23 protein-coding genes are annotated in these 22,385 nt (G+C 68.3%); 13 read left to right on the plus strand and 10 right to left on the minus strand.

All coding sequences use genetic code 11. The features are described 5' to 3' along the window. Positions 1 to 554: hypothetical protein (locus tag VI238_RS01000; RefSeq protein WP_331647504.1), on the plus strand; the 554-nt coding region annotated here is incomplete at its 5' end. A 67-nt stretch (positions 555 to 621) separates the two neighbouring features. On the opposite strand, the gene VI238_RS01005 is transcribed toward VI238_RS01000, so the two are convergent. From VI238_RS01005 to VI238_RS01020, 4 genes are read right to left on the minus strand one after another with little or no spacing between them, the layout of a single operon-like run. Continuing rightward, complete coding sequence (locus VI238_RS01005) at positions 622 to 1,596, minus strand: hypothetical protein (RefSeq protein WP_331647506.1); 975 nt, start codon at positions 1,594 to 1,596, stop codon at positions 622 to 624. After that, the gene (locus VI238_RS01010) at positions 1,593 to 2,450 is read right to left on the minus strand and encodes an ABC transporter ATP-binding protein (protein ID WP_331647508.1); all 858 of its coding nucleotides are present in this window, start codon (positions 2,448 to 2,450) and stop codon (positions 1,593 to 1,595) included. Before VI238_RS01010 ends, VI238_RS01005 begins: the two co-directional genes overlap by 4 nt. Then, positions 2,447 to 2,815 carry a GntR family transcriptional regulator gene (locus VI238_RS01015; protein ID WP_331647510.1) on the minus strand — a complete coding sequence of 123 codons (369 nt, stop codon included), beginning with the start codon at positions 2,813 to 2,815 and terminating at the stop codon, positions 2,447 to 2,449. The genes VI238_RS01010 and VI238_RS01015 overlap by 4 nt, the downstream gene beginning before the upstream one ends. A 5-nt stretch (positions 2,816 to 2,820) precedes the next feature. After that, complete coding sequence (locus VI238_RS01020) at positions 2,821 to 3,228, minus strand: hypothetical protein (RefSeq protein WP_331647512.1); 408 nt, start codon at positions 3,226 to 3,228, stop codon at positions 2,821 to 2,823. Between the two features lie 759 nt (positions 3,229 to 3,987). On the opposite strand from VI238_RS01020, the gene VI238_RS01025 reads away from it, so the two are divergent. From VI238_RS01025 to VI238_RS01050, 6 genes are all read left to right on the plus strand, one after another. Further along, complete coding sequence (locus VI238_RS01025) at positions 3,988 to 4,824, plus strand: FKBP-type peptidyl-prolyl cis-trans isomerase (protein WP_331647514.1); 837 nt, start codon at positions 3,988 to 3,990, stop codon at positions 4,822 to 4,824. Between the two features lie 244 nt (positions 4,825 to 5,068). Continuing rightward, positions 5,069 to 6,409, plus strand: coding sequence for a UDP-glucose/GDP-mannose dehydrogenase family protein (locus VI238_RS01030; protein ID WP_331647516.1), 1,341 nt, complete (start codon positions 5,069 to 5,071; stop codon positions 6,407 to 6,409). A gap of 81 nt (positions 6,410 to 6,490) precedes the next feature. Then, on the plus strand, positions 6,491 to 7,621 hold the full coding sequence (gmd, locus tag VI238_RS01035) for a GDP-mannose 4,6-dehydratase (RefSeq protein WP_331647518.1): 1,131 nt from the start codon (positions 6,491 to 6,493) through the stop codon (positions 7,619 to 7,621). A 3-nt stretch (positions 7,622 to 7,624) separates the two neighbouring features. Continuing rightward, positions 7,625 to 7,840, plus strand: a complete 216-nt coding sequence (locus VI238_RS01040) for a SlyX family protein (RefSeq protein ID WP_331647520.1) — start codon at positions 7,625 to 7,627, stop codon at positions 7,838 to 7,840. Between the two features lie 261 nt (positions 7,841 to 8,101). Then, on the plus strand, positions 8,102 to 8,710 hold the full coding sequence (locus VI238_RS01045) for a DUF2058 family protein (protein ID WP_331647522.1): 609 nt from the start codon (positions 8,102 to 8,104) through the stop codon (positions 8,708 to 8,710). A gap of 80 nt (positions 8,711 to 8,790) precedes the next feature. Continuing rightward, on the plus strand, positions 8,791 to 9,867 hold the full coding sequence (locus tag VI238_RS01050) for a hypothetical protein (protein WP_331647524.1): 1,077 nt from the start codon (positions 8,791 to 8,793) through the stop codon (positions 9,865 to 9,867). 40 nt (positions 9,868 to 9,907) lie between these two features. Here VI238_RS01050 and phbB (VI238_RS01055) read toward each other — a convergent pair whose 3' ends face one another. The 4 genes from phbB (VI238_RS01055) to gluQRS all read right to left on the minus strand — a co-directional run bounded on the left by phbB (VI238_RS01055) (position 9,908) and on the right by gluQRS (position 13,494). Beyond that, a complete protein-coding gene (gene phbB, locus VI238_RS01055; RefSeq protein WP_331647526.1) occupies positions 9,908 to 10,654 on the minus strand; it encodes an acetoacetyl-CoA reductase in 747 nt (248 codons plus the stop codon). Between the two features lie 91 nt (positions 10,655 to 10,745). Beyond that, entirely contained in the window at positions 10,746 to 11,243 is a 498-nt protein-coding gene (gene phaR / locus VI238_RS01060) for a polyhydroxyalkanoate synthesis repressor PhaR (protein WP_331647528.1), read from the minus strand. A 520-nt stretch (positions 11,244 to 11,763) separates the two neighbouring features. Further along, the gene (gene phbB / locus VI238_RS01065) at positions 11,764 to 12,504 is read right to left on the minus strand and encodes an acetoacetyl-CoA reductase (RefSeq protein ID WP_331647530.1); all 741 of its coding nucleotides are present in this window, start codon (positions 12,502 to 12,504) and stop codon (positions 11,764 to 11,766) included. A 72-nt stretch (positions 12,505 to 12,576) separates the two neighbouring features. Continuing rightward, positions 12,577 to 13,494, minus strand: a complete 918-nt coding sequence (gene gluQRS, locus VI238_RS01070) for a tRNA glutamyl-Q(34) synthetase GluQRS (RefSeq protein ID WP_331647532.1) — start codon at positions 13,492 to 13,494, stop codon at positions 12,577 to 12,579. 249 nt (positions 13,495 to 13,743) lie between these two features. On the opposite strand from gluQRS, the gene htpX reads away from it, so the two are divergent. Next, on the plus strand, positions 13,744 to 14,625 hold the full coding sequence (gene htpX, locus VI238_RS01075; protein WP_331647534.1) for a protease HtpX: 882 nt from the start codon (positions 13,744 to 13,746) through the stop codon (positions 14,623 to 14,625). Positions 14,626 to 14,800: 175 nt separating this feature from the next. Here htpX and VI238_RS01080 read toward each other — a convergent pair whose 3' ends face one another. Continuing rightward, entirely contained in the window at positions 14,801 to 16,873 is a 2,073-nt protein-coding gene (locus VI238_RS01080) for a GGDEF/EAL domain-containing response regulator (RefSeq protein WP_331647536.1), read from the minus strand. 161 nt (positions 16,874 to 17,034) lie between these two features. Next, on the minus strand, positions 17,035 to 18,039 hold the full coding sequence (epmB, locus tag VI238_RS01085) for an EF-P beta-lysylation protein EpmB (RefSeq protein WP_331647538.1): 1,005 nt from the start codon (positions 18,037 to 18,039) through the stop codon (positions 17,035 to 17,037). 139 nt (positions 18,040 to 18,178) lie between these two features. Between epmB and efp the strand changes: the two genes are divergently transcribed. The 5 genes from efp to VI238_RS01110 all read left to right on the plus strand — a co-directional run bounded on the left by efp (position 18,179) and on the right by VI238_RS01110 (position 22,364). Next, positions 18,179 to 18,745: an elongation factor P gene (gene efp / locus VI238_RS01090; RefSeq protein WP_331647540.1), complete on the plus strand. Its 567-nt coding sequence runs from the start codon at positions 18,179 to 18,181 to the stop codon at positions 18,743 to 18,745. 81 nt (positions 18,746 to 18,826) lie between these two features. Further along, positions 18,827 to 20,140: a TRZ/ATZ family hydrolase gene (locus tag VI238_RS01095; RefSeq protein WP_331647542.1), complete on the plus strand. Its 1,314-nt coding sequence runs from the start codon at positions 18,827 to 18,829 to the stop codon at positions 20,138 to 20,140. Between the two features lie 21 nt (positions 20,141 to 20,161). Further along, positions 20,162 to 20,866, plus strand: coding sequence for a bifunctional 2-polyprenyl-6-hydroxyphenol methylase/3-demethylubiquinol 3-O-methyltransferase UbiG (gene ubiG / locus VI238_RS01100; protein ID WP_331647544.1), 705 nt, complete (start codon positions 20,162 to 20,164; stop codon positions 20,864 to 20,866). Beyond that, on the plus strand, positions 20,863 to 21,525 hold the full coding sequence (locus VI238_RS01105) for an HAD-IA family hydrolase (protein ID WP_331647546.1): 663 nt from the start codon (positions 20,863 to 20,865) through the stop codon (positions 21,523 to 21,525). Before ubiG ends, VI238_RS01105 begins: the two co-directional genes overlap by 4 nt. Next, positions 21,525 to 22,364 carry a squalene/phytoene synthase family protein gene (locus tag VI238_RS01110; RefSeq protein WP_331647548.1) on the plus strand — a complete coding sequence of 280 codons (840 nt, stop codon included), beginning with the start codon at positions 21,525 to 21,527 and terminating at the stop codon, positions 22,362 to 22,364. Before VI238_RS01105 ends, VI238_RS01110 begins: the two co-directional genes overlap by 1 nt. The last annotated feature ends 21 nt before the right edge of the window (positions 22,365 to 22,385 follow it).

Consider the following 22,385-nt stretch of genomic DNA (forward strand, 5'->3'; position numbering starts at 1 on the left):
CGATTCGCGCGCGCTTCGAGAAGACGCTCAACGACGGTCGCAGCGCGGACGGCAGTCTCGGCGTCGCCGCGCTGCAGTCCGGCGACACGCTCTACGTCGACGGCCCGGTCCGCGCGGTCACGCGCCGCGAAGGCCGCCGCCTCGCGCTGTACTGGCTCGAAGGCGACATCGATGTGCGCCGTTCCGAGCTGAAGCCGCTCGCGACGGATCGTTACCAGGTGCTGTCTTCGGTGCGAGGCGAGGGCACGTTGCGCAAGGAGTTCGCCGGTGGTGCCGCGGCGCTGAATGCTCGCGAGCCCGCCGCCGGAGCGCCTGCACGCACGGCGCTCGAGAAGAGCCTCAACGACGGCCACGAGATCAGCGAGACGATCGAGCCGGCCAAGCTCCGCAGCGGCGACGTGATCTACGTCAATGGAGATGCCGCTGCAGTGGTCCGCCGCCTCGGTCGCGACATCGCGCGCTTCTGGCTGGTCGGCTCGCTCGATGTGCAGCAGTCGGGCCTGCAGGCCGATGGCCCGAACAAGTACAAGGTGCTCAACGACACCCTGCGCTGAGCGTCGCTTCGGGTACACGGAAAAAGGGCCGCCCATGCGGCCCTTTTTCGTGCGTCGGCATCGCGGTTCAGACGTTCACCTCGATGCGGCGTCCGCGCAGCCACACCGCGCCGGCGAGCAGCGCAATGCCCGCCACGGCGCCGATCCACACGTTCGCCGAGGACAGCATCGCCAGCACGTGACCGGCATCGACGTTGGCCAGCACCTGGCCGTCGTCGGCGAACCACCCGCGCGGTCCGCCGAAGCCGTTCTCGCGAACGACCATCCAGCTGCCCGGAACCACGCTGAGCAGCAAGCGGCCGAGGATCGAAGCCAGGCGGACGTCGCCGCCGATGTTCGGTGCACCGAGCACGCCGAGCCACCAGTTGATGAACAGCGCGCCGAGCGGCAGCAGCACTGCCCACAGGAACGGCTTGCTGCGCGCGAACGCGGACCAGAACATCAGCCAGCCGATCGCCGGCAGGGCCCACAGCGCGTCGAGCGGGATCGTCAGGAGCAAGCGGCCGAAGGTCGTGAACGGATGCGACGCGGCGATCGCCGGCAGCACGTTGAGGCCGTGCACGCCGGTCCAGAGCGTGACGAGCACGAGGAACACGACGTAGGCCGCGGTCGACGCCGCGAACGCGATCAGAGGCGCCAGGAGCATCGCGCTGAGCGCCTTGGACGCGACGGTCGCGCCGTCCGACACCGGCAGGGACTTCCAGAACAGCACGCTACGATCGCGACGGTCGTCGTAGAGCGCGCCGAGCAGGTAGAAGAACAGCACGAAGAACAGGCCGATGCAGGGCACCGCGCCGAACGTGAACTGGACCATGTCCAGGGCCCGGCCGGCTTCGGCGAAATCCTGCGTGCTGATGTTGTCGCGCAGTTCGTCGAGCGAGACGCCCATCCGGACGTGCGCGTGGCTGTTGAACACTTCCGCGGTGAGGATGCCGAGCACGGTGAAGATCAGCATCACGCCGGTGATCCAGACCGGGGTCCAGAGGAACCCGCCGCGGTGTTCCCAGTATTCGCGTTTGATGAGGAGCGGGAGGTTGTTCATGCGTAGGTTCCTTTCATCGTCGCGACGAACAGGTCGGCGACGCTCGGCTTGTGCAGTTCGCCGAGTCCGGCGAGGCGGGCGCGGTCGACGCCGTCGAACAGGAAGATCGACTTGCCGAACACCTGGCGCTCGTTGAGCGGCTTGAGCGCGCGCGCGGCGTCGGCCTTGTCCGGGTTGACCATGACTTCGGCGTAGCGGTCGCCGACTTCGTCCATCGTCGCGGCGAGCACGACCTTGCCGTTCTGGATGAACATGAGGTCGGTCAGGATGTGCTCGATCTCCTCGACCTGGTGCGTCGTCACGATGATCGTCTTCTGTTCGTCGAAGTAGTCCGACAGCAGGCTCTCGTAGAACGCCTTGCGGTAGAGGATGTCGAGCCCGAGCGTGGGTTCATCGAGCACGAGCAGCTTGGCGTCGATCGCCATCACGAGCGCGAGGTGCAGCTGCACGATCATGCCCTTGGACAGTTCGCGTACGCGCTTGTCGTGGCCGATGTTCGTGTGCGAGAGGAAGGCGAGGCATTTTTCGCGCGAGAAGCGCGGGTGCACGCCGGCGACGAACTCGATCGCCTCGCGAACGCGCAGCCAGCGCGGGAGCACCGCGACGTCCGCGATGAAGCACACGTGCTCCATGAGCTGCGTACGCTGGCGATGTGGATCGAGGCCGAGCACCTTGAGTTCGCCTTCGTAGTCGGTCAGGCCGAGGATCGCCTTCAGCGCGGTCGTCTTGCCGGCGCCGTTCGGCCCTATGAGACCGACGATCCGACCGGCCTCGATGTCGAAGCTGACCGAGTCGAGCGCCTTGGTCGCGCCGTAGCGCTTCGCCAGGTTGCGTGCGTGCACGATCGCGCTCATCGGCTCTCCTCCTTGCGTGCCGCCGCCATCAGCTCGCCAAGGCTGAGCCCGAGGCGATCGAGGCGCGCCGACAGGATCGGCCATTCCTCGCGCAGGAAGCGCTCGCGCTCGGATTTCATCAGCGCGTCGCGCGCGCCGTCGGTGACGTACATGCCTAGCCCCCTCCGCTTTTCCACCAGGTTTTCGTCGACCAGTTCCTGGTAGGCCTTGGAGACGGTGATCGGATTGATCTGGAAATCACCGGCCACCTGGCGTACCGAGGGTAACGGATCACCTTGCTTGAGGACGCCGTCCAGGATCATCGCCACCACGCGGTCGCGCAGCTGGCGGTAGATCGGCGTCGAATCGTTCCAGGCGATGCTCATCAGCGTCATTCCTCGGTGCCATGGCGCAAGGGCTTGCCGAAGGAATAGTAGGGCATGCCGAATCCCGTCCCGGCCGAGCCGGTCGAGGCGAACGAAGTCACTGCGTGCACCGGCGCGAAACGGGCCACCGCGGGCAGCAGGGCGCCGCCGCCCGGTGTTCCGTCGCCGACGCGCACGGTGACCGTGGCCAAGGTCGGGATCTCCGGTTCGGGATGCACCACGACCGTCGGCAGCAGCACGGGGGCTGCCTCCGCCGCCGCGGCTGCGACGTCGCTGGCGAACGCGTGCGACAGGAACGTGATGGTCGTGCCGGTCAGCGCCAGCGCGAGCGCGAGGGCGAGTAGAGGGATCGCGCGCCGCGGCAGGGCGACGGCGGCCAGTTCCATCAATGGGTGGGACGGGTGGTACCTCATGACAGCCTCCGTGAGGTGCTTGATGAACTAGTGTTGTAGTTAACTATAACACCAAAAAAGCCAACGTCAAGCACCGCAACGCATGACCGATGGGGGGAGGGAGACGAGCGTCGCGCCAGACCGCTATCGAGGCCGCGGTCGCCGCCGCCGCCGCGGCCGTGCTGCTCGAGCGGATCGATGTCCAATGTGGGCGCCCCTGACGATCGATGCGGTCGAGGATCGGGATCGTGCAAGACGATCGCAGGCGTGCCTCCACGGCAGCCAACCGCGAGCCATGGCCCCGCGCCGGGACGAACGGGAGCGGTGTCGAGCAGCAGGTCGGAGCGGCACCGTGGGGCCCGCGCGGGGTCGAGGCGTACGCGCGTGCCTCCGAACATCCGGCCACCCGTCGCACCACCGGACTGGAGCGCCGGCGGCGACGGCGAGCTCGCTGCGGATCAGCACGAGCACGTCGTGCCGCTGCTCCGCTCGCCGGGTCGGACGCGGTAGCGAGGATGAACGAGAACGTTCGCGCCGTTCAGCGAAAGTCGGGAACCACGACGCGGGTGGACGTTGTCGAAGCGCAGCGTCCGGACAGTGCACGCGCCGTGCACCGGCTCGGCCAGGCCATGGCGCCGCCCGGGAGGCGCGGACATTCGCCGTTTGCCAACACCGGGTGCCGTGTTCACAATACGCGGCCCCGCATGATGGCCGGGTCGGTCACGCCGCGACGCCCACGGGCACTCACCGGCAAGACAATCGCAACCTCCAGGAGCAGACATGACGCGTTTCGTGCAGAAGACCCTCGTTGCCGCGCTCGCGGCCAGTTTCGCGATCGGCGCGATCGCGCAGGACAAGGACGCGCCCAAGGCCGAGGCCAAGCCCGCGGCTCCGACCGTCAAGGTCGACAAGAACAGCATCAGCACGATGGTCGGCATGGACGTCGGACGCGGCCTCACGCAGATCAAGGACGACATCGACATCAAGGTCGTCGAGCAGGCGCTCGAGGCGACGCTCAAGGGCGAGAAGACCTCGCTGACGCAGGAAGAGGCGCTGCAGGTCCGCCAGGAGTTCATGAAGACCCTGCAGGCCAAGCGCGTCGCCGAGCAGAAGGCCGCGGCCGAGAAGAACAAGAAGGAAGGCGAGGCGTTCCTTGCCGCGAATAAGTCGAAGCCCGGCGTGAAGACGACGGCCTCCGGCCTGCAGTACATGGTCGAGAAGGAAGGCACCGGCGCGAAGCCGAAGGCGACCGACACGGTCAAGGTGAACTACCTCGGCACGAAGATCGACGGCACGAAGTTCGACAGCTCGTACGATCGCGGTCAGCCGGCGACGTTCCCGCTCAACGGCGTGATCAAGGGCTGGAGCGAAGGCCTGCAGCTGATGCCGGTGGGCTCCAAGTACAAGCTGTTCGTGCCGGCCGACCTCGCCTACGGCGAAAACGGCCCGGGCCAGATCGGTCCGAATGCGACGCTCGTGTTCGAAGTCGAGCTGCTCGACATCGAAAAGGCGGGCGAGAAGGCCGAGAAGGCCGGCGAGGCCAAGCCGGGCGCCGCGATGAAGGCGGCTCCGAAGCCGGCGGCGAAGCCCGCGGCGAAGCCGGCCGACAAGAAGTAATCGGTCTGCACTGACGCACGAAAGGCGCGCCGCGTACCGGCGCGCCTTTCGCGTTTGTTGCGGTCCGAAACGCGCGGGCTGGTAAAATCCGCGATCCGCTGCAGGAACCTCCGGACATTCGACGTTCGCAGGTGCAGGGGCGAGTCGACCGATTCGCGATCGCGTACGGTCATGGACCGGACGCAACGAGTCCGTACGAGTCTCGGGTGGGCTCGTTCGAGGCCCAACAGAATGGGAATGCCGCATGCGCGTCACGATTTTCGGAACCGGCTACGTCGGCCTCGTCACCGGCACCTGTCTCGCCGAAGTCGGTAACGATGTCGTCTGCGTCGACGTCGACGCGGACAAGATCGCCCGGCTCGAACGAGGCGAGATCCCGATCTACGAGCCCGGCCTCGAGCCACTCGTGCGCGCGAACCACGCGAGTGGGCACCTGCGATTCACCACCGACGCCGCGAATGCGATCGCGCATGCGCAGATCGTCTTCATCGCGGTCGGTACGCCGCCGGACGAGGACGGCAGCGCCGATCTCAGCCACGTGCTGACCGTCGCGCGCACCATCGGCGCGAACCTCGCCCGCCACGTGGTCGTCGTCAACAAGTCCACCGTGCCGGTCGGCACCGCCGACGCGGTGCGCGCCGCGATCGCGGCCGAGATGGCAGCGCGTGGTGCGAACGTGGAGTTCGATGTCGTCTCGAATCCGGAATTCCTCAAGGAGGGCGACGCCGTACAGGATTGCCTGCGCCCGGACCGCATCGTCATCGGCGCCGACAGCGCGCGCGCGGTCGACGCGCTCAAGACGCTGTATGCACCGTTCAACCGCAATCACGAACGCATCGTCCTCATGGACGTGCGCTCGGCGGAGCTGACCAAGTACGCTGCCAATGCGATGCTCGCGACGAAGATCAGCTTCATGAACGAGATCGCCAACATCGCCGAGCAGGTCGGCGCAGACGTCGAGCAGGTCCGCCGCGGCATCGGCTCGGACCCGCGCATCGGCTACCACTTCATCTATCCCGGCGCGGGCTACGGCGGCTCGTGCTTTCCGAAGGACGTCAAGGCGCTTGAGCACACCGCGCGCGCCCATGCCTACGAACCTCGCCTGCTCAGCGCGGTCGAGGCGGTCAACGCGGCGCAGAAGCGCAAGCTGTTCGCGCTGGTCGAGCGCCACTTCGGCGGCTCGCTGCGCGGCCGTACGATCGCGCTGTGGGGCCTCGCTTTCAAGCCGAACACCGACGACATGCGCGAAGCGCCGAGCCGCACCCTGCTCGAGCAACTCTGGGCCGCCGGCGCGCGCGTACGCGCATACGATCCGGAGGCGGCGGCGGAAGCAGCGCGCATCTACGGCGAGCGCACCGACCTCGTGCTCTGCGACCAGCAGTACGCCGCCCTCGACGGTGCGGACGCGCTCGTCATCGTGACCGAATGGAAGGCGTTCCGCAGCCCCGATTTCGAGCGCATTCGCGCCTCGCTCGAGCAGGCGGTCGTGTTCGACGGCCGCAACATCTTCGAGCCCAAGGCGGTCGAGGCGGCGGGGCTCGCCTACTACGGCATCGGTCGCGGACGCAGCGTCGTCGCGCCCTGAACGCCGCACCGTCGCCGGGCCCGCTTGGGCCGCGGCTTTTGCGTTACCATCGCCCGCTTGTGGAATTCATAGCGTAGGTCAATGGAAAAGAAACGAGCGCTGGTCACCGGCATCACGGGGCAGGACGGGGCTTACCTGGCCGAGCTGCTGCTCGCCAAGGGTTACGAGGTGCACGGGCTCAAGCGCCGCGCTTCGTCGTTCAACAGCGAGCGCATCGACCACCTGCACCACGAACTCGACGACACGCGGCCCGGCGTCCACCTGCATTACGGCGACCTCACCGATTCGCTGAGCCTGTTGCGCGTGATCCAGCAGGTGAAACCGGACGAAATCTACAACCTCGCCGCGCAGAGCCACGTCGCGGTGTCGTTCGAGGAGCCCGAGTACACCGCGAACGCGGACGGCATCGGCACGTTGCGCGTGCTCGAGGCGATGCGCAGCCTCGGCCTCGGCGACCGCTGCCGCTTCTACCAGGCTTCGACGTCGGAGCTGTACGGCCTCGTGCGCGAAACGCCGCAGCGCGAATCGACCCCCTTCCATCCGCGTTCGCCGTACGGCGTCGCCAAGCTGTACGCGTACTGGATCACCGTCAACTACCGCGAGGCGTACGGCATCTACGGCTGCAACGGCATCCTGTTCAACCACGAGTCGCCGATCCGCGGGGAGACGTTCGTGACGCGCAAGATCACGCGCGGGCTCGCGCGCGTCGCTTGCGGACTGCAACATTGCCTCTACCTCGGCAACCTCGATGCGAAGCGCGACTGGGGCCATGCACGCGACTATGTCGAGGCGCAGTGGCTGATCCTGCAGCAGGACCAGCCCGCAGATTACGTGATCGCGACCGGCCTGCAGCACTCCGTGCGCGAGTTCGTCGTCCTCGCCGCGCGCGAGATGGGGCTCGAACTCGAGTTCCGCGGCAGCGGCGCGGACGAGCACGCGGTCGTCGCGAAGATGTCCAATGCCGGGCTGAAGCTCGCGGCGGGCGACGTCATCGTGCGAATCCATCCGCAATACTATCGGCCGGCCGAAGTGGAGACGCTGCTCGGCGATCCGACGCTCGCGCGCGAGCGTCTCGGCTGGACGCCGAAGACGAGCTTCGCCGAACTCGTGCGGGAAATGGCCGCGGCCGACCTCGCCCTCGCCGAGCGCGAGGCGAACGGCGCGATCGGCGCGCGTCACGGTCGCCATCTGGTCGAGAAGCTGCCCGGATAAGCCATGGCCGTCTCGCTCGAGGAACGCCTCACGGAGCTGGAGGTTCGCTTGTCGTTCGTCGACGACACGCTCGTCGCGCTGAGCGACACGGTCGCGGCCCACGATCGGCAACTGCATGCGCTGCGCAACGCGCTCGATGCGCTGCGCGTGGACCTGCAGGCGGTGCGCGGCACGTTGGGGCAGGCGGCTCAGGACGAGCCACCACCGCCGCATTACTGATGCGATCGTCCGTGATCGCGGCGTGTCGGCAGGGCGAGGGGCGCTTGCAGGTCGCGGCTCGGATCGGGTCCAGAAGCGGCCATCGAGGGCCGCACTTTCAATAGACAGCCGCTTCGATCGGAGGCGTGGTTGGGCGGGCAATGCAAAAGCGGTAAAGGGCGATGTGGGAGCGGCTTGAGCCGCGATCACATGGGTTCGATGAATGAAATGCGCGAGTGCGCTTGCTGACCATGCTCCGTTCCTGTTTCGAGTGTCACAGTCATGTCCGATTCGCTGCGTGACCAGTTGTTGAAGGCCGGCTTCGCGCCGCTGCCGAAGGCCGATAACCGTCCGAAGCCGCAGCAGCGGTCGGGGCAGGGGAGGCCCCAGGGGCAGGCGAATGCGCGACCGCAGGGGAAGCCGTCCGGAAAACCGGGCCGCGCACATGCCGGCAGGCCGCCGTCGCCACCCCGCGAGAAGGGTGAGATCGACCTCGCCAAGGCGTATGCGCTGCGCGACCGCACCGAGCGCGAACAGCGCGAGCGCGAGCAACGCGAGGCGGAACAGCGCGCGCGGGAGAAGCGCGAACGCAAGCAGAAGCTCACCGCGTTGCTGCAGGTACAGGGCGCCGCCCTCAATGACGGCGGGGCGGACATCCCGCGCCATTTCCCCCACACCAACAAGATCCGTCGCATCTACGTCACGGCCGAGCAGCTGCCGCGACTCAACGGCGGCGAACTCGCGGTGGTGCAGCTGGCCGGCCGCTACCTGCTCGTGACGCGCGAAACCGGACTTGCCGCGCAGGCGATCGATCCCGACGCGCTCGTGCTGTTGTGTGATCCGCAGGCGCCTGCGCCCGAGGACGACATCCCGGCAGACCTCGTCTGGTAGCGCGCGGCCTGCGACGCAGTGCGCGGAAATCCGCCTGCGCCCGGGCGACGATGATCGCCGTATCGCCGAGGGGGAATCCGATGCACCGATCCGCGCTCCTCGCCTGTGTCCTGTCGGTGTTGCCGGCGCTCGCCGTCGCGGTGCCATTGCCGCGTTTCTCGCAGCCGAACGCGATCTGGAACGTCGACGTGAGCCACGCCGCGCTGCGCCCCAATTCGGCCGCGATGATGAGCCACCTCGCCGCCTTCTCGGCGTCGGGGTGGGGCGACGATCGCGACTTCGACTTCCAGATCGACTTCTCGTTCTACGTTCTGCACGCGAATGGGTCGACCACGACGCGGCCGGTCGTCGCGTGGCCGTCGGACGTCGACTATTACAGCCCCGACTGCGACGCGCCCGGTCTTCCGTTCCCGGTGCCCGCGGGCGGCGGCATCGAGGGCACCGATCCGCCTGCGTACGCGTGCGACGCCGGCAACGACGATTGCCATCTGCTCGTCGTCAACGACGCGAGCAAGGTCCTCTACGAGGCGTACGCGACCGAGTCGGCCGATGCGAGCGGCGTGCACGCGATCTGCGGCCTGCGCTGGGACCTCACCAAGACCTATCCGCGCCACGGGCGAGGCGAGCACTGCACGAGCGCCGACGGCGCGGGTTTTCCGATCGCGCCGCTGCTGTTCAACGCGGACGAAGTCTGGGCCGCCGCCCAGGCGCACGGCGACCTCGGTCATGCGATCCGCTTCATCCTCGGCAACAATCGCATGGCGAACGACAAGTACGTGCACCCGGCTTCGCACGGCACGCTCGCGACGTCGGACGCCAACGCGAATGCCGTGCCCTACGGCTCCCGCCTCAAGCTCAAGTCGACGTTCGACGTCGATGCATTCAGCAGCAACGAATCGGTGCGCGCGATCCTGCGCACGCTGCAGAAGTACGGCATGTTCCTGTCGGACGGCGGCGGCGTGCCGCTGACCGCGGAGTCGGACGCGTTCACGACGCACAAGTGGACCGATGCCGACGTCGACGTCGATTCGCATTCCCTGTTCGGCATCCGCCCGACCGATTTCGACGTCGTCGAAGCCGGCGATCCGATGACGGTCACCTACGATTGCGAGCGCACGCCGGACGACTTCATCTACATCGACGGGTACGACTTCTAGGCGGCTCGGCCCGCGGCGGGTAGCCGCGCCATCGCAAGCCTCAGAAATCGATGAAGTAGCCGCCGTTCACCGGGATGTTCGCGCCCGTGATGAAACCCGCATCGTCGGCGGTGAGGAATTCGACCGTGCGCGCGATCTCGCGCGGCTCGCCGAGGCGGCCGACGGGGATGTTCGCGATGATCTGGTTGCGGATCTCCTCGGGCACCGCCTGTACCATCGGCGTATTGCAGTAGCCGGGCGACACGCTGTTGACGGTCACGCCCTTCTTCGCGACCTCGCGCGCGAGCGCCATCGTGAAACCGTGCATGCCCGCCTTCGCCGCTGAATAGTTGGTCTGGCCGAACTGGCCGGTCTGGCCGTTGACGGACGAGATGTTGACGATGCGGCCGAATCCCTGCGTGGTCATGCCGTCGACGATGGGCCGGCACATGTTGAACACGCCGTCGAGGTTCACGCGCATCACGTCGCTCCATTGCTCGGCGCTCATCTTGCGCAGCGATGTATCGCGCGTGATGCCCGCTGCGTTGACGAGGATCGCGACCGGTCCGTACCGAGCGGCGATGCGCTCGGCGAAGGCGGCGCAGCCCGCGTGGTCCGCGACGTTGAGCGGCTCGAACGCGATCGCGCCGTCGAACTCCGCCGTTTCGGCCCGGAATGCCTCGACGCGCTCGCTGCGCGAAGCGAGGTCGGCGGCGATCACCTGGCGTCCGGCGCGAGCGAGGTACTTGCAGATCTCGCTGCCGAGACCGCCGATGCCGCCCGTGACGACGGCGACGCGTTTGATCATGGAAAACCCCTGGATCGTGCGATGCGGCATCGGCGGCCGCGCGAATATGCTGCGATGCGTCGCCCTGCCGCGTGCCGGCCGGGCGGTCTCGTCAGGACTTGCCTTCCTTCTTCTTGGCGCCGGGGTCCTGCGTGCCGCGCACGCTGTTCGCAGCCGCGGTGAGGAACCCCTGTTGCAACGACTTCCACATGTCCATGTTGCGTTCGGTCAGGTCATTGAGCATCGACCATGGCCCCTGGCCGAGCATGTTGTTGAGCTGGCTGCGGAACTGCTGTTGCTGGTCGAGGAAGACCTGCAGGCTGCGCTCGAGGTAGCCACCCATGAAACCCTGCAGCGAGTCGCCGTAGAAGCGGATGATCTGCGACAGCAGCTTGGTCGTGAACATCGGCTGCCCACGCTCCTCGTACTCCGCGATGATCTGCAGCAGCACCGAGCGCGTCAGGTTCTCGCCGGTCTTCGCGTCGCGAACCTCGAATTCCTCGTCGTCGAGCACGAGCTGGCGAATTTCCTCGAGCGTGATGTAACTCGAGATCTCCGTGTCGTACAGGCGACGGTTCGGGTACTTCTTGATGATGCGGGGCGTGGTCATCGGCCAACGCTAGCAGAATGTGATGCGGCGCACCAGTTGGCGATGCTGCGCAGCAAAGGGGGTGTGCCGGTGCGGACTCCGGTCTCGCCGCGGGCGGTCCGGGAGGCGAACGCGGGCACGCGGGCATCCCGCGCCGTGGCGCGTCCGACACCCGGTCTCACCCGCTGATGTGGGTATCCGACGCCGGGCAGCGTCGGAAGGGCACGCGCGGGACGTTCGGCGAGCAGAGCCGCCCATGGCGCGCCGCCCGTTCGGCTCCTGCCTCACCTGGCAGATTCCGCGCGAGATGCCACTCATGGCATCTCGCAAACGAACCTGGGCAAGCAGGCATCCCTGCGCCGCTGCCCGTTCGACATCCTGTCTCACTTGGTGATGTGCATATCCGACGCCGGAGGGCATCGGATGGGCAGCGCTGGAGACTCGGCAAGCAGCCGTCCATGGGACGCCGCCCGTTCGGCTCCTGCCTCACCTGGCAGATTCCGCGCGAGATGCCATTCATGGCATCTCGCAAACGCGGAATCTACCAACCCATGTACTGGCCGCCGTTGATCGCGAGGTTCGCGCCCGTGATCCAGCGCGCCTGCTCGGCCGCGAAGAAACCGACCGCATAGGCGATCTCGTCCGGCTCGCCGAGGCGGCCGATCGGGATCTGCGCGACGATCTTGGCGCGCACGTCCTCGGGCACGGCCATCACCATGTCGGTGCCGACGTAGCCGGGGGAGACGGTGTTCACCGTGATGCCGAACTTGGCGCTCTCCTGCGCGAGCGAGATCGTGAAGCCGTGCATGCCGGCCTTGGCAGCCGCGTAATTGGCCTGGCCGTACTGGCCCTTCTGGCCGTTGATCGAGCTGATCTGCACGATCCGACCCCACTTGCGCTCGCGCATGCCGTCGATGATCGGGCGCGTCACGTTGAAGCACGAGCCGAGGTTCGTGGCGATGACTTCCTGCCACTGCAGCGCCGTCATTTTGTGGAACGTCGTGTCGCGCGTGATGCCGGCATTGTTGACGAGGATCTCGACCGGTCCAAGCTGCTTCTCGACGTCGCGCACCATCGCCTCCGCGGTCGCGGGATCGGCGACGTCGCCCTTCGCGATCGCGAACTCGAATCCGGCCTTGCGCTGGGCGTCCTGCCACGCCTTCGCCTTCGCTTCGTCGCGGTAATTGGTCGCGACCTTGTGGCCGAGCTGGGCGAGGTGTCTGCAGATGGCGGTACCGATACCGCCGGTGCCACCGGTGACGAGGGCGACGCGTGCCGTCATGATGTGTGTACTCCCTTTCGATGGTCGGAGCGGAAGACGCCGCGAGGCGCCTGCCGCGATTGTGCCTGAGGCTCACGAGGTTGCATTGCGCGCTGCCGCAAAGGCCGCCGGAGCGGCGGCCTTGCGCGGGATGCGCGCCGCGTCGAACGCGCGCGAAGCCCGCGACAATAACATGTGGACATTGCGTTCGGCCTGCGAGGGTTGGCCGAGGAACTGCAGCGCCGCCCGCAGCGCCGGCAGTGGATCGTGCGCGTCGACCGCGAGCGCGGCCTCGTGCTTGCTGAGCTTGCGGCCGTCTGCGCCGAGCGCGAGCGGCAGGTGGGCATGGCGGGGCTGCGGCAGGCCGAGTCGACGCTGCAGCAGGATCTGCCGCGGGGTGGAGTCGAGCAGGTCGGCGCCGCGCACGACTTCGCCGATGCATTGCGCGGCGTCGTCGACGACGACCGCGAGCTGGTACGCACAGGCGCCGTCGGCGCGCCAGATCACGAAGTCGCCGACGTCGCGCGCGAGGTCCTGCCGCCGCGGTCCCTGCACGCGGTCGTCGAACCCGATGCTTTCCGAGCCGACACGCAGGCGCCAGGCGGCCGGACGTTCGCGCGCGGGCGCGATGCAGCTGGACGGATGGATGCCGCCGAACGGTTCCAGATCGGAGCGGCTGCACCAGCAGCGATAGGCGTGGCCGTCGCGCTCGAGTTGCGCCAGCGCTTGCGCGTAGAGCGCGGTGCGCGCGCTCTGGAATACCACCGGTTCGTCGCTCGCGAGCCCGAACGCATCGAGGGTCGCAAGGATGTCCGCGGCCGCGCCGTCGACTTCGCGCTCGCGGTCGAGGTCCTCCATGCGCACGATCCAGGCTGCGCCCGCCGACCGCGCGAACAGCCAGCTGCCGAGCGCGGCGACGAGCGAGCCGAAGTGCAGGCGGCCGGTCGGCGACGGCGCGAAGCGACCCCGCGCCGTCGTCACTGCGAACCTGCGGCGCGCTTCACGGTCCAAGTCGCACTCCCGGTCGTGCGGGGAAACCGATAGGCTTCCAAACGCGACCACAGCCCCCATCTGGGGACTTCGAAGGAAGAAGCGGTGGTCCAGGCACCGGGAAGTGCCAGTGACGGTCGGGCGCGCGAGCGACCGATCGGCGCCCGGACCACAGCCGTCCAGGCTGTGGCGCGGGAGAGCAACGACGTTGCCGGTGCCGGCCTGCGGGACCGGCGCGCAACCCGAACGTAGTCGATATCGAGGAAGGCCATGCTGCGCATCGTACTGTTTGTCCTGACCAACCTGGCGGTGATGGCGCTGTTGACCATCGTCGTGAAGCTGACCGGGCTCGACGTCTACGCCTACCGTCGCGGCGGCCTCAACCTGCAGGGGCTGCTGATCATGGCTGCGGTGATGGGCATGGGCGGCTCGTTCATCTCGCTCGCGATGTCGAAGTGGATCGCCAAGATGTCGGTCGGCGCGCAGGTGATCGCGCAACCGCGCAACCCGACCGAGCAGTGGCTGCTCGATGCGGTGCGCGCACACGCGCAGAAGGCCGGCATCGGCATGCCCGAGGTCGCAATCTACGAAGGCCCCGAAATGAACGCGTTCGCGACCGGCATGTCGAAGAACAGTTCGCTCGTCGCCGTCAGCACCGGCTTGCTGCAGAACATGGATCGCCAGCAGGTCGACGCCGTGCTCGGCCACGAGATCAGCCACGTCGCCAACGGCGACATGGTGACGATGGCGCTGCTGCAGGGCGTCCTCAACACGTTCGTGATCTTCCTCGCGCGCGTGCTCGGCACGCTCGTGGACCGTGCGATCAGCGGCAACCGCGAGGGCGGTGGCGGCGGGTTCGCCTATTTCGCGATCGTGATGGTGCTGCAGGTCGTGCTCGGCCTGTTCGCATCGCTGATCGTGATGGCGTTTTCGCGCTGGCGCGAGTTTCGCGCCGATGCGGGCGGCGCGCGCCTCGCCGGTCGCGGCGCGATGATCTCCGCGCTCGAGCGGCTTGGCGCCAACCACGGTGAAACGACGCTGCCGAAGGCGATCCAGGCGTTCGGCATCTCGGGCGAGGGCGGCGTCGCGCGCCTGTTCATGAGCCATCCGCCGATCGCCGAGCGCGTCGCTGCGCTGCGCGCCGCCGCCTGACCGTCGTGGGAGCGGCGGAAGCCGCTCCCGCACCGATCGCGACGAAACGAAAAAGGCCCGGGATTCCGGGCCTTTTTTCTGTAGGAGCGGCGGAAGCGGCGATGCTCTCGATGCCGAGCGATGGAGCTGAATAGCATCGCGGCTTCCGCCGCTCCCACCAAGCGGGGTAGGCGCGTCACGCCACCGCGTGACTGAGGATCTTCTCGGGTTCCTGCAGGAAGTTGCCCTGGACGAAGTTCACGCCGCAGCTGAACAGGATCGACATGCTCGCCGCGTCCTCGACGAATTCCGCGACCGTGAGCTTGCCCGCGTGGTGGGCCTGGTCGCAGATGTCCTTGATCTTGTCCTGGTTTTCCTTGTGCTTGGGCAGCTCCGCCATGAAGTTGCGGTCGATCTTGAGGTAGTTGACCGGGATGTGCTTGAGCAACTGGAAGGAATTGAGTCCGGAGCCGAATTGCTCGAGTGCGAAGCCGCAGTGGATCTGCTCGAGCCCCTTGGCGAACGCGCGCGCGGGCTTGAGGCTCGTGACGACCTTGCTCTCCGGCATCTCGAACACGAGCGAGTCGCCGCGCTGGCGCGCAGCCTTTAGCTGCTGCGCGATCCACGGCAGCAAGGTCTGGTCTTCGAGCGACTGCGGCGTGAGCTTCACGAAGAACGTGGTCTTGTGCCCGGAACGCTCGCGCTCGGCGATCGCGCGGATCGCATTGGCGATGACCCAGCGGTCGATCGCCGGCATGCGACCGTTGCGCTCGGCGATCGGCAGGAACTGGGCCGGCGGGATCTCGCCCTTCGGGCCCGCCATGCGCAGCAGAATCTCGTAGTAATCGCCTTCGGCGCCGTGCAGGCTGATGATCGGCTGGTAGTACAGCACGAAGCCGTTGTGCGCGAGCGCATGGTCGATCGCCTCGAGCCAGCGGCGCGTGCTCTCGACCGCCGCCTTGTCCTGCTCCGAGGGATCGATGACGTTGAGGCGGTTGCCGCCTTCGTTCTGCGACGAGCGCAGCGCGGTCGTCGCGCTGTTAAGCACCGTCGACGCATTCGCGTTCTTCTCGCCGAGCAGTGCGCCGCCGATGCTCACGGTGAGGCTGATCGACTGCTTGCCGACCTCGAAGATCTTCTCGCCGAACGCGTTGCGCAGCTTCTCGCCGAGCTTGCGCGTCGCGTCGACGTCGTGCGCCGGCAGCAAGAGGCCGAAGGTGTGCTCGGCGATGCGCCCGGCGACGACGTCCTCGCCCGCGTGCCGGCGCAGCATCGTCGCCATGTCGCCGAGCAGCACGTCGGCGTTGCCGAGCCCGACCGTGTCGAGTACCTGCTTGAAGTTGTCCGGCTCGAGCAACAGCAAGGCCTGGTCGGTCTTGCCGTTGGCGGCGCGCGCGACCGCTTCCTCGAGCTGCGACATCAGGTACTGGCGGTTGTACAGGTCGGTGACGAGGTCCTTCTGGCGCATCGCCTCCAGTTCCTGCGTCAGGTTCGAGTCGACGGCCTGCAGGCGGAACGTGATCTGGTGGCAGAGCTCGCCCTCGTAGCTCGCTTCGGTGAATTCCATCGTCGCGTCGAACGTCGATCCATCCGACCGCTGGGCCTTGAGGTTCAGGCGCTGCGGCGGTTTCTCGCCCTTCGACAGGCGCTTGAGCAGCGACTTGAAGTCGTCGGCGTCCTGCGAGGCGATCATGTCGAGGATCGACATGCCTTCGACGTCCTCGAAGTCGTCGAAGCCGAACATTTCCAGGTAAGCCTTGTTCGCGCGCACGTGCATGCCTTCATGCACGAACGCGATCGGATCGCGCGAGGAATCGAGCAGCGCCTCGCAGCGCCGTTCCGACTCGCGCAGCGACGCTTCGAGGCGGCGCACGTTGCGGCGCATCGTCAGCGCCTCGAACTCGCGGCGCACGATCATCTGCACGTGTTCGTGCGAGTCGCGCAGCATCATGGCGCGCGCGCCGTCGCGGAATGCCTTGACGATCGCCGCCTCGGTGATGCCTCGGCCGCAGGCGATCAGGGTGATGTCGCGCCCACCGCGTTCGGCCAACTCGTGCACGCGCTGGAGCGGCAGATCCTTGCAGGCGAGGTCGGCGATGATGAGGTCGGGCGTCTGCTGCTCCAGTGCGGCCTCGAGCTCCGCCTCGTTGCCCGCGCGCGCCGGACGCACGGCGATGCCGCCGTTGCGCAGGACGCTGATGGTCTGTTCGGCGTCGTCGACCGACTCGTCGACGAGCAGAAGCTTGATGATGTTGTCGGATCGGGTCATCGGGCGGCGGATCGGTGCGGCGGTGGTGGGTCCTGCCGGCTCCGCGCTCGGGGCACGCGTGGCGTCGGAGTTCCGGAGGTGCGAGCCCACGGATGGCTGGATGTTATTTACCGGATTCGGCCCATCATTTCCATGGGCCGGTCGCCGGCCTTGCACGAGGCTTACAACGGGACCTTGGACGGTTCGCCGGCAGTTTCGCGCACGAGACGCGGTACGAGGTAGCCCGGCAGGCCTCGGCGCAGCGCCGCGACCAGCGCCTGCGCGCGGGCGTCCTCCACCTCGAAATGCGCGGCGCCCGCGACCCGGTCGAGCTGGTGCAGATAGTAGGGCAGCACGCCGGCGGCGAACGAACGTTCGGACAGTGCGGCGAGGGCGCCGGCGTCGTCGTTGACTCCTCGCAGCAACACCGCCTGGTTGAGCAGGGTCGCGCCCGTATCGCGCAGGCGGCCGCATGCCGCGTCGACCGTCGCGTCGAACTCCGCCGCATGGTTGGCGTGCAGCACGACCACGCGCTGCAGCCGAAGGGCGGCGAACCAGCGTTGGAACTCCGGGTCGATGCGCTCGGGCAGGACGATGGGCAGGCGCGTGTGGATGCGCAGTCGGCGCACGTGCGGCATCGCCGCGAGCGCGTCTCCGAGCTCGGCCAGCTTCGCGGTCGACAGCGACAGCGGGTCGCCGCCGGACAGGATCACCTCGCCGATCGACGCATCCGCGCGCAGGTGATCGAGCGCCTGGCTCCAGCGGTTCGCGGCAGCGGTCTCCGCGGCGTAGGGAAAATGGCGGCGGAAGCAGTAACGGCAGTGCACCGCGCACGATCCGGTCGCGATGAGCAGCGCACGGCCGTCGTACTTGTGGAGCACGCCGTTCCCGCTGCGCGCGGCGAGATCGCCGACCGCGTCGCGCGTGAAGCCGGGCACTTCGCCGAGTTCGGCCGCCGATGGCAGCACCTGCCGCAGCAGCGGGTCGTCCGGATCGCCGTGGCGCATGCGCGCGACGAAGCCTCGCGGGACGCGCAGTGCGAAGCCGGTGTCGGCCGCGGGCAGGAGTTCTTCGGCCCGATCCTCGAGCCCGAGCAGGGCGAGCAGTTCGCGTGGGTCGGTGACGGCCTCGCGCCAGAGCTGCTGCCAGCGCACGGGCTGCGCCGGCAGCCGGTTAGCAGGTATCATGGGCGGATACGTCCGATGCATTCGCAGGAACCGACCATTCTAGCCGGTTTCGCCGGATGCTACTCCGACGATCGCGCAAGGGCCGCGACGCCCCGCGTTCGCCGGCCGGCGCCCCGACATCATCCAGCAGGAGTGACCCATGGCCAGCTATGGCATGAACGACGTCAAGAACGGCCAGAAGATCATCGTCGACGGCTACCCGTGCACGATCGTCGACACCGAATACGTGAAGCCGGGCAAGGGCCAGGCGTTCACGCGCGTGAAGTACCGCAACCTCAAGACCGGCCGCACGGTGGAAATGACGATGAAGTCGACCGACTCGGTCGAGGCCGCCGACGTCATGGACACCGACATGGAGTTCCTCTATTCGGACGGCGAGTTCTGGCACTTCATGCACCCGGACACCCACGAGCAGATCGCGGCCGACAAGAACGCGGTCGCCGACGCGGCGAAGTGGCTCAAGGGCAACGAGGTCTGCATCGTCACGTTGTGGAATGGCGCGCCGCTGACGGTGACGCCGCCGGTGTTCGTCGAACTCGAGATCACCGAGACCGATCCGGGGGTACGTGGCGACACCTCCGGTGGTGGCGGCAAGCCGGCCACGCTCGAAACGGGCGCGGTCGTGCGCGTGCCGCTGTTCGTCGGCCAGGGCGAGAAGGTCAAGGTCGACACGCGCACCGGCGAGTACATGTCCCGCGTCAAGTGACGCAAGGGCGGAGGGTCGAGGGCTGAGGGTGGGACGCCAGGCTTCGCATATGTTCGATACCGCTTTCCAGGCTTAGTCCCCATGCACCCCATCGATCTCCTCATCGAAGCCCGCTGGGTCGTCCCGGTCCAGCCGCACGGCATCGTGCTCGAACACCACGCGGTCGCGGTCGACGCAGGGCGCATCGTCGCGCTGCTGCCGGCCGCGGAGGCGGGAACGCGTTACGCGCCGCGCGAACGCGTCGTGCTCGACGAGCACGCGCTCATGCCCGGCCTCGTCAACGCGCACACGCACAACCCGATGACGCTCATGCGCGGGCTCGCCGACGACCTGCCGCTCATGCGCTGGCTGCAGGAACACATCTGGCCGGCCGAAGCGAAGGCGATCGGGCCAGATTTCGTGCGCGACGGCATCGAGCTCGCGGTCGCCGAGATGCTGCGTGGCGGCACCACCTGCTGCAGCGAGAACTATTTCTTCCCGGACGTGCAGGCCGCGACCTATCGCCGCCTCGGTTTCCGCGCGCTGGTCGGGTTGCCGATCATCGAATTCCCGAGCGCATGGGCGGCGACGCGCGACGAATACTTCGACCGCGGCCTGGCCGTCCACGACGAGTTCCGCGGCGAGGCGCTGCTCGGCACGAGCTTCGCGCCGCACGCGCCCTACACCGTCTCGGACGAGAGTTTCGAACGCATCCGCCTGCTCTCCGACCAGCTCGACGTGCCCGTGCACCTGCACTTGCACGAGACCGCGCACGAGGTCGAGGACGCCAAGCGCGAGCGCGGCGCGCGCCCGTTCGCGCGCATGCAGGCGCTCGGCCTCGTCAACGACCATCTCATCGCCGTGCACATGACGCAGCTCACCGATGCCGAGATCGCCGCGTGCGCCGAAGCGGGCGTAGCGGTCGTGCATTGCCCGGAGTCCAACCTCAAGCTGGCCTCGGGGTTCTGCCCGGCCGAGAAGCTGCGTCGCGCCGGCGTCACGCTCGCGATCGGCACCGACGGTTGCGCGAGCAACAACGATCTCGACATGTTCGGCGAGATGCGCACCGCCGCGTTGCTCGCCAAGGCGGTCGCCGAGGACGCGAGCGCACTCGACGCCGCGAGCGCATTGCGCGCGGCGACGCTCGGTGGCGCGCTCGCGCTCGGCTGGGGCGAGCGCATCGGCAGCATCGAGACGGGCAAGCAGGCCGACCTCGTCGCCGTGCGCCTCGACGAGATCGAGACGCAGCCGCTCTACAACGTCGTGTCGCAGCTCGTCTACGCGACCGGCCGCCAGCAGGTCAGCGACGTCTGGATTGCCGGCGCGCGCAAGCTCCGCGAGCGCAGCTTGCCCGACCTCGACCTCGCCGAAGTGCGCGAGAAGGCCCGGCGCTGGCGCGAGCGGCTGGCCGGCTGAGATGAAATCGGGAGTGCCCCAATGATTTCGACCAACGTCGATCGCGGCGAAACCGCGAAGTTCGACCGGCTTGCCGCGCGCTGGTGGGATCCCGACGGCGAATCGCGGCCGCTGCACGACCTCAACCCGGTGCGCTTCGCCTACGTGGCCGAGCGCGTCGCGCTCGACGGCGCGCGCGCCCTCGACGTCGGCTGCGGCGGCGGCCTGCTCAGCGAGGCGCTCGCGCGCGCCGGCGCGCGCGTGACCGGCATCGATCTCGCGCCCGCGGTCCTCGACGTCGCGAGGCTGCACCTGCACGAGAGCGGCCTGTCGGTCGATTACCGCGAGATCGCGGTCGAGACGCTCGCCGCGGAGATGCCGGGTAGCTATGACGTCGTCACGTGCATGGAAATGCTCGAGCACGTGCCCGATCCCGCGAGCGTGATCCGCGCGTGCGCATCCCTGCTCGAGCCGGGCGGCAGGTTGTTCCTGTCCACGCTCAACCGCACGCCGGTCGCGTTCGGCTCGGCGATCCTCGGCGCCGAATACCTGCTGCGGCTGCTGCCGCGCGGCACGCACCGCTACGGGCAGTTCCTCAAGCCGAGCGAGATCGCGGGCGAAGTGCGCGCGAGCGGCCTCGTGCTCGAGGACCTCTCCGGTCTCGCCTACAATCCGCTCACGCGTCGTGCGTGGCGCACCGCGAGCGTCGCGGTGAACTATCTCGCCTGCGCGAAGAAGCCGGCATGAGTGCCGCATCGCCGCGCGCGCTGTTCTTCGACCTCGACGGCACGCTCGTCGACTCCGCGCCCGATCTCGTCGCGGCGGTGGAATCCCTGTGCGCCGAACTCGGCGCGCCGCCGCCGGATGCGCAGGCAGTGCGGCGCGTCGTCTCCGCGGGTGGCCGCGCGATGTTGCGTCAGGGCCTGCCCGGCGCCGACGACGCGATGATCGACCAGTGGTTGCCGCGCTTCCTCGACATCTACTCGGTCGCGATGACGGTGCATACGCGCCTGTACGAGGGCATGGACGAGGTGCTCGACCGGCTCGAATCTCGTGGCGTCGCCTGGGGCATCGTCACCAACAAGCCCGGCTGGCTCGCGCGCCCGATGCTCGCCCAGATGCAGTTCCACCGCGGCGCAGCCGCGCTCGTCACGGGCGACTGCCTGCCCGTGCGCAAGCCAGATCCTGCGCCGGTGTTGTTCGCCTGCGAGCAGGCGGGCATCGATCCGGCCTCCGCGGTGATGATCGGCGACGACCTGCGCGACGTGCTCGCAGGCCGCGCGGCGGGCGCGCGCACGGTCGCTGCCGCCTGGGGATACCTCGACGGCGGCGATCCGCACGCGTGGGGCGCCGACCTCGTCGTCGATCGCCCTCTGGACCTGTTGTCCGCGTTCGGGCTCGCGTGATGGACGCCGCTTCCGGCGATGCGCCGCTCGCGAGTTTCGAGGCGAAGTGGTCGGACGCCCATCCCGAGTTCAGGCTCGCGCTGACCTTCGTGCCGTCGCCGCTGCGCGCGCCGTACGGTGCATTCGCGTGCATCGGCTACGAGATCGAGCACGCCGCGTTCGGCATCCGCGAAGCACAACCGGCGGCGATGAAACTGCAGTGGTGGGCCGAAGAGCTTGCGCGCCTGCGCGACGGCGCCGCACGCCATCCGCTCACGCGGGCGCTCGCCGGACTGCCCGGGATCGCCGCGCTGGCGCCCGCGCCGTGGCACGAGGTCGTCGTCGGTGCGTTCGCGCAGCGCGATCCCGAACCTGCGGCGGATGCGCGCGCCCTGTTCGCCGCGTACGACGCCCTGTATCGCCCGCTCGCCGCGGTCGAAGCGCGCCTGTTCGCACTCGATGGCGCGGCGCTCGCGCGCGCACGAGCGCTCGGCCGCGCGGTGCGCGAGACCGCGACGCTCGCCGACGCGTTGCGCGACGGACGCCTGCCGCTGCCGCTCGATCTGCTCGCGCGGCATCGACTCGCGCGTGGCGACCTCGCGCGCGAATCGCCGGCCCAGACCGCGGCACTGCGCGACTGGCTCGGGGTCCTGCACGGCGAGTACGTGACGCTCGAGGCGGTCGGGGGCGGCCCCGGCCAGGCGGCGGCTGCGAGCGCGGATCGCTGGCGCGTGAAGACCGCGGCCGCCGCCGACGATCCGCTCGCCGCGCTGCAGGCCGCGATGACACGGCTGCCGCTGCGAGCGTCGTGGGCCGCCTGGCGCGCTGGCCGGCGATTCGCCCGCCGGGCCAACCCGTAGGGCTGGGCCACGCACGGCAAG

The organism is Dokdonella sp., assembly GCF_036518555.1.
In the GTDB taxonomy this organism is placed as follows: Bacteria; Pseudomonadota; Gammaproteobacteria; order Xanthomonadales; family Rhodanobacteraceae; genus Dokdonella_A.

What these genes read in the sequence shown, in the direction of transcription:
- VI238_RS01005 (WP_331647506.1), bottom strand. Translation starts at nt 1,596, where the DNA reads ATGAACAACCTCCCGCTCCTCATCAAACGCGAATACTGGGAACACCGC.
- VI238_RS01010 (WP_331647508.1), bottom strand. Translation starts at nt 2,450, where the DNA reads ATGAGCGCGATCGTGCACGCACGCAACCTGGCGAAGCGCTACGGCGCG.
- VI238_RS01015 (WP_331647510.1), bottom strand. Translation starts at nt 2,815, where the DNA reads ATGAGCATCGCCTGGAACGATTCGACGCCGATCTACCGCCAGCTGCGC.
- VI238_RS01020 (WP_331647512.1), bottom strand. Translation starts at nt 3,228, where the DNA reads ATGAGGTACCACCCGTCCCACCCATTGATGGAACTGGCCGCCGTCGCC.
- VI238_RS01025 (WP_331647514.1), top strand. Translation starts at nt 3,988, where the DNA reads ATGACGCGTTTCGTGCAGAAGACCCTCGTTGCCGCGCTCGCGGCCAGT.
- VI238_RS01030 (WP_331647516.1), top strand. Translation starts at nt 5,069, where the DNA reads ATGCGCGTCACGATTTTCGGAACCGGCTACGTCGGCCTCGTCACCGGC.
- gmd (WP_331647518.1), top strand. Translation starts at nt 6,491, where the DNA reads ATGGAAAAGAAACGAGCGCTGGTCACCGGCATCACGGGGCAGGACGGG.
- VI238_RS01040 (WP_331647520.1), top strand. Translation starts at nt 7,625, where the DNA reads ATGGCCGTCTCGCTCGAGGAACGCCTCACGGAGCTGGAGGTTCGCTTG.
- VI238_RS01045 (WP_331647522.1), top strand. Translation starts at nt 8,102, where the DNA reads ATGTCCGATTCGCTGCGTGACCAGTTGTTGAAGGCCGGCTTCGCGCCG.
- VI238_RS01050 (WP_331647524.1), top strand. Translation starts at nt 8,791, where the DNA reads ATGCACCGATCCGCGCTCCTCGCCTGTGTCCTGTCGGTGTTGCCGGCG.
- phbB (WP_331647526.1), bottom strand. Translation starts at nt 10,654, where the DNA reads ATGATCAAACGCGTCGCCGTCGTCACGGGCGGCATCGGCGGTCTCGGC.
- phaR (WP_331647528.1), bottom strand. Translation starts at nt 11,243, where the DNA reads ATGACCACGCCCCGCATCATCAAGAAGTACCCGAACCGTCGCCTGTAC.
- phbB (WP_331647530.1), bottom strand. Translation starts at nt 12,504, where the DNA reads ATGACGGCACGCGTCGCCCTCGTCACCGGTGGCACCGGCGGTATCGGT.
- htpX (WP_331647534.1), top strand. Translation starts at nt 13,744, where the DNA reads ATGCTGCGCATCGTACTGTTTGTCCTGACCAACCTGGCGGTGATGGCG.
- VI238_RS01080 (WP_331647536.1), bottom strand. Translation starts at nt 16,873, where the DNA reads ATGACCCGATCCGACAACATCATCAAGCTTCTGCTCGTCGACGAGTCG.
- epmB (WP_331647538.1), bottom strand. Translation starts at nt 18,039, where the DNA reads ATGATACCTGCTAACCGGCTGCCGGCGCAGCCCGTGCGCTGGCAGCAG.
- efp (WP_331647540.1), top strand. Translation starts at nt 18,179, where the DNA reads ATGGCCAGCTATGGCATGAACGACGTCAAGAACGGCCAGAAGATCATC.
- VI238_RS01095 (WP_331647542.1), top strand. Translation starts at nt 18,827, where the DNA reads ATGCACCCCATCGATCTCCTCATCGAAGCCCGCTGGGTCGTCCCGGTC.
- ubiG (WP_331647544.1), top strand. Translation starts at nt 20,162, where the DNA reads ATGATTTCGACCAACGTCGATCGCGGCGAAACCGCGAAGTTCGACCGG.
- VI238_RS01105 (WP_331647546.1), top strand. Translation starts at nt 20,863, where the DNA reads ATGAGTGCCGCATCGCCGCGCGCGCTGTTCTTCGACCTCGACGGCACG.
- VI238_RS01110 (WP_331647548.1), top strand. Translation starts at nt 21,525, where the DNA reads ATGGACGCCGCTTCCGGCGATGCGCCGCTCGCGAGTTTCGAGGCGAAG.